Source organism: Mycobacterium sp. (assembly GCF_035623875.1).
Lineage (GTDB): Bacteria > Actinomycetota > Actinomycetes > Mycobacteriales > Mycobacteriaceae > Mycobacterium.
Genome location: NZ_DASPSP010000168.1, coordinates 1 through 5,068, shown reverse-complemented (window position 1 = coordinate 5,068; position 5,068 = coordinate 1). Strand labels below are relative to the sequence as shown.

The following is a 5,068-nucleotide window of genomic DNA, read 5'->3' as shown; positions in this document are numbered from 1 at the left end:
GGCGTTCTGGCAGGAGTTCGACATCCCGCGCCAGGTCCGCAAAGCGGTGTTCTTCGGTTCGCCGGAGTCGCGTCAAATGCTGCGTGACATGTTCGGCGACGTCCGGATGCTCTGCCACGACACCGGTCTGATGAACCCGCTGGCCAAGCTGATCTGGCGAATCTGCAAGATCAACGGCAAGCCGTCGCGCTACCGCAGCGAACCGCAGCGCCAGCACCTGGTCGTCGCGCCGGCCGCTTAGGAAACTCGCTTTTATGCCGCACGTTATTACCCAGTCGTGCTGTAGCGACGGCTCCTGTGTTTACGCGTGCCCGGTGAACTGCATTCACCCGTCTCCGGACGAGCCGGGCTTCGCTACCGCCGAGATGCTCTACATCGATCCGGTGGCCTGCGTGGACTGCGGAGCCTGCGTGAGTGCCTGCCCGGTGGGCGCCATCGCACCCGATTCCCGGCTGACCCCCGAGCAGCAACCCTTCATCGCACTTAACGCGTCGTATTACCCGGAGCGGCCGGCCGACCAGAAACTCCCGCCGACGTCCAAGCTGGCGCCGGTAATACCGGCACCGGAGGTTCGTGGGCATCATCAGGGCCCGCTGACCGTGGCGATCGTGGGGTCCGGGCCGGCCGCGATGTATGCCGCCGACGAACTGCTCACCCAACACCGTGTGCGGGTCAATGTCTTCGAGAAGCTGCCCACCCCGTACGGACTGGTTCGCGCCGGGGTGGCACCGGACCACCAGACCACCAAACGGGTCACTGCGCTCTTCGACCGGATCGCCCGTCGCCGCGAATTCCGGTTCTTCCTCAACGTCGAGGTCGGCAAACACCTGAGCCACGACGATCTGCTCGCCCACCACCATGCGGTCATCTACGCCGTCGGCGCGCCCAATGACCGGCGGCTGGACATCGACGGCATGGGCATGCCGGGGACCGGCACCGCGACCGAGCTGGTGGCCTGGATCAACGGTCATCCCGATTTCACCGAGCTGCCGGTCGATCTCAGCCATGAGCGGGTCATCGTCATCGGCAACGGCAACGTGGCTCTCGACGTGGCCCGCGTGCTCACCGCCGACCCCGACGAGCTGGCCTGCACCGACATCGCCGACCACGCTTTGCGGGCGCTGCGCGCCGCACGGGTGCAGGAGGTGGTGATCGCCGCGAGGCGCGGACCCGCACACTCGGCGTTCACGCTGCCCGAGCTGATCGGGCTGACGACGAAGGCAGCTGTCGTGCTCGATGCCGCCGACCACGAGCTGGTGCTGCGCGACCTTGCCACCGCGTCGGACGCCGTGACGAAGCAGAAGCTGGAGATCCTGGGCGAGCTCGGCGACCGGTCGGGCCCACCGCTACGGCCGCGGATCCGGCTCGCCTACCAACTGACGCCCATCCAGGTGCTGGGTGAACAGCGGGCCAGCGGTATGGAGTTCGGTGTCACCGGCACCGACGACGTGTGTCAGCTCGAGGCCGGTCTGGTGTTGACCTCGATTGGCTACCACGGCAAGGCTATTCGCGAGTTGCCCTTCGACGACATCGCAGGAGTCGTGCCGAACAACGGCGGCCGGGTGATCGACCCGGACTCGGGGCAATCGGTGCACGGCGCCTATGTTGCAGGGTGGATCAAGCGCGGCCCGACGGGATTCATCGGCACCAACAAGTCATGCGCACTGCAAACCGTGCAGCGACTGGTCGACGATTTCAACGCCGGACTGCTGCGCGATCCGATCGACAAGCCGTCGGCGTTGGACACACTGGTCGCCGAGCGGCAGCCCACCGTCGTCGACGCCGCCGGCTGGCGGGCCATCGATGCCGCGGAAGTGTCCCGCGGCAGCCTCAGCGATCGGCCGCGCAACAAGTTCACCTCGATCGCCGAGATGCTGGCGGTCGCGGCGGCCGCGCCGGCCCCGCCGCTGCGGCGCCGGCTGGCCGACCGGCTACGCCAATTGGCCGACCTGTCCTAGCCCGGCTGGTGGCCGATGAAAGCCGCAATCTCGTCGGCGCTGACTTCGCGCACGGGCTCACCCAGCGACCAGTGGTGGCCGAACGGATCGGCGACGATCCCGTAGCGGTCGCCCCAGAATTGATCCTCGAGCGGGGCAACGACGGTGGCGCCGGCGTCGAGCGCCCGCTGGAACTTGGCATCGACGTCGGTCACCGTCAGATGAATGGTGACCGGAGTTCCGCCCAGCGACGTCGGGGTTGTCGACTTGCCGCCGGACATCTCCGGAAAGTCGTCGTTGAGCAGCACGGTGAAGCCGTTGATGCGCAGCGCGGCGTGGATCAGCCTGCCGCCGGGACCGGGCACTCGCCCGAGTTCTTGCGCGTCAAAAGCCTTGACGTAGAAGTCGATCGCCGCTGCGGCGTTGTCGACGACGAGGTGCGGGGACAGTGCGGGTTCGACGGCGATCGCCATCATGGCCTCCTTGGTGTCGGTGCGTGGAGCGGGTCGGGCTCACAGGTACAGACCTTTTGACTCGAGCCGCGATGCAATCTCATCACCGGCCACCGACACCGACGCCGTGACCGGGTCAGGCCTTGAGAATGTGGTCCCAGCCTTCAACGGATTCCGGGCTGCGCGGGTCCGGGCCGACGTAGATGGCCGCCGGCCGGACCAGCTTGCCGAGTCGCTTCTGTTCAAGGATGTGGGCGCACCACCCGGCGGTGCGGCCGCAGGTGAACATCGCCGGCATCATGTTGGGCGGCACCCGCGCGAAGTCCAGGATCACCGCGGCCCAGAACTCGACGTTGGTCTCGATGGGCCGGTCCGGACGGCGCTCCCGCAGCTCGGCGAGCGCTGCCTGCTCGACCGCCGCCGCGACTTCGTAGCGCGGTGCGCCCAGCCGCTTGGCGGTGGCCCGCAACACGCGTGCGCGCGGGTCTTCCGCGCGGTAGACGCGGTGCCCGAAGCCCATCAGCTTGTCGTGGCGGTCCAGAATCCTCTTGACCAGGCCGCGCGCATCACCGGTTCGCTCGACCTCTTCGAGCATCGGCAGTACCCGGGCAGGCGCTCCGCCGTGCAGCGGGCCGCTCATCGCCCCGGTCGCACCCGACAGCGCTGCCGCCACGTCGGCGCCGGTCGATGCGATCACCCGTGCGGTGAACGTCGAGGCGTTCATCCCGTGCTCGGCGGCCGAAACCCAATACGCGTCGACGGCCTCGACATGCCGGGGATCCGGTTCGCCCTGCCACCTGGTCATGAAACGCGCTGTGATCGTTGGGCATTCGTCGATAACCCGCTGAGGAACCGCCGGCTGGTAGATGCCGCGGGCCGATTGGGCGACATAGGACAGCGCCATTACGGACGCCCGGGCGAGCTGGTCGCGGGCGGTGGCGTCGTCGATGTCGAGCAGCGGCTGATATCCCCAGATCGGCGCCAGCATGGCCAGGCCTGCCTGGACATCGACCCGCACGTCCCCGCTGTGGATCGGCAACGGGAACGGCTCGGCCGGCGGCAGTCCGTGGCCGAACTTTCCGTCCACCAGCAAAGCCCACGCGTCGCCGAAGGTGACCCGTCGGCCCACCAGGTCTTCGATGTCGACACCGCGATAACGCAGGGCGCCGCCGTCCTTGTCGGGTTCGGCAATCTCGGTGGTGAACGCGACCACACCCTCGAGGCCAGCGACGAAGTTCTCCGGGATCTTGTCCGGGATGACAGTCATAGGCGAATTCTCCCACGCCGGTCCAGACTGGTCGCTACCGGTCGGTAACTAGCGGGGCGTCGCCCGGAGTAGCGTTGGCGCGATGGCAGGACCGGACAACGAGCACCTCGCTGCAATGCGGCTGGAGTACGGCTCCGTCGAGAAAGACGGTAGCCCTGACCTCGACGTCGACTGGCTCGACAATGGCTGGCTTGCATTGTTGCGCAAATGGATTGGCGACGCCGAGCGCGCGGGGATCGCCGAGCCCAACGCGATGGTGTTGGCCACCGTCGACTCGGGAAGGCCGGTCAGCCGGTCGGTGCTCTGCAAGGGTGTCGACGAGGACGGAATCACGTTCTTCACCAACTACGATTCGGCCAAGGGCGATGAGCTCGCCGCCACGCCGTACGCGTCGGCGACCTTTCCGTGGTATTTGCTGAACCGGCAGTTCCATATCCGCGGTCCGGTGACCAAGGTCGACCCGCAGGCCAGCCAGGACTACTGGTCGAAGCGGCCGCGCGGCTCGCAGCTGGGCGCGTGGGCGTCGCATCAGTCCCGGCCGATCGCCTCGCGCGCGGCGCTGGTCGATCAGCTCGCCGAGGTGGCGGCCCGGTTCGCCGACGACGAGCAAATCCCGGTCCCGCCGAACTGGGGTGGATACCGTATCGCGCCCGACGTCATCGAGTTCTGGCAAGGCCGGGAAGACCGGCTGCACAACCGAATTCGTGTCACTGGTGGTCGTGTGGAGCGGCTGCAACCCTAAGGGCAAGCCGGCCGATCGAGCTCGTCAAACCTCGCGAGTGCGGCGTCAAGATCTGCCTCGTCGAAGACTTCGATGCGGCTGATCAGGCCGCCTTCGACTGCGAACATCATGATCATCCGCCACTCGGCGTCAGAGCCCTCTTGCCAGGTCCCCTTCAACGCTTGGGTGGTGACGGCTCCGAGTTCGCTCAGCCGATGCACGGCTTCGACGTAGATGTTGGCATCCGAAGTGAGGTCCCACACGGCACGAACAGATGCGGCCAGATCAACCCCCTCGATCGATACGAGCGGTCGATGATCGATGTAAACCGGATCCGGCGTCGTCGCGGGAAGTTCGCGACGATTGAACCGGGCGTGGGCCTCTGCAATCACCGACCATGTATCCGAATGGGCGGCCGCTTCGCCGGCAACGTAGCGAGCGTCAAGCTCCTCGAACGCGGCGTCGAGATCGTCGGGATCGAACGCGACGCATGCCACGATCTGGTTTTCGGCGTTGATCTCAGAGACGCCTAGCACCTCGGACCCGCCCCAGCTGTCCAAGACGAAGTAATGAGCGAGGGCGAGGCGCTCCCCGCGGATCGCAATCACCTTCGTTTGCGTCATATTCGTGACTCCGACGTCGGCGATCGCCCGCTGGCTTGCGATCTCGGCATCTCGCCCGTGCTGGACCC

At 66.9% G+C, this 5,068-nt stretch carries 5 protein-coding genes and 1 pseudogene; 3 read left to right on the top strand and 3 right to left on the bottom strand.

Translation table 11 applies throughout. From position 1 onward, the window contains the following. Together VEI45_RS13960 and VEI45_RS13955 are read left to right on the top strand one after the other, a co-directional pair. Positions 1–241 (top strand): annotated as a pseudogene (locus VEI45_RS13960) (diiron oxygenase); the annotation flags it as partial. Positions 242–254: 13 nt separating this feature from the next. Next, positions 255–1,958, top strand: a complete 1,704-nt coding sequence (locus VEI45_RS13955) for an FAD-dependent oxidoreductase (RefSeq protein ID WP_324854124.1) — start codon at positions 255–257, stop codon at positions 1,956–1,958. Here the strand turns inward: VEI45_RS13955 and VEI45_RS13950 are convergent. Continuing rightward, positions 1,955–2,410: a VOC family protein gene (locus VEI45_RS13950; RefSeq protein ID WP_324854122.1), complete on the bottom strand. Its 456-nt coding sequence runs from the start codon at positions 2,408–2,410 to the stop codon at positions 1,955–1,957. The two genes, VEI45_RS13955 and VEI45_RS13950, sit on opposite strands and share 4 nt — an antisense overlap. Positions 2,411–2,525: 115 nt before the next feature. Next, positions 2,526–3,656 (bottom strand): citrate synthase 2, encoded by a 1,131-nt coding sequence (locus VEI45_RS13945; RefSeq protein ID WP_324854120.1) that lies wholly within the window; start codon positions 3,654–3,656, stop codon positions 2,526–2,528. 82 nt (positions 3,657–3,738) lie between these two features. Here VEI45_RS13945 and pdxH point away from each other — a divergent pair, with 82 nt between their 5' ends. Further along, positions 3,739–4,398 carry a pyridoxamine 5'-phosphate oxidase gene (gene pdxH, locus VEI45_RS13940; RefSeq protein WP_324854119.1) on the top strand — a complete coding sequence of 220 codons (660 nt, stop codon included), beginning with the start codon at positions 3,739–3,741 and terminating at the stop codon, positions 4,396–4,398. On the opposite strand, the gene VEI45_RS13935 is transcribed toward pdxH, so the two are convergent. Continuing rightward, positions 4,395–5,068 (bottom strand): hypothetical protein (locus VEI45_RS13935; protein ID WP_324854117.1); only part of this gene is annotated, 674 nt, incomplete at its 5' end. The two genes, pdxH and VEI45_RS13935, sit on opposite strands and share 4 nt — an antisense overlap.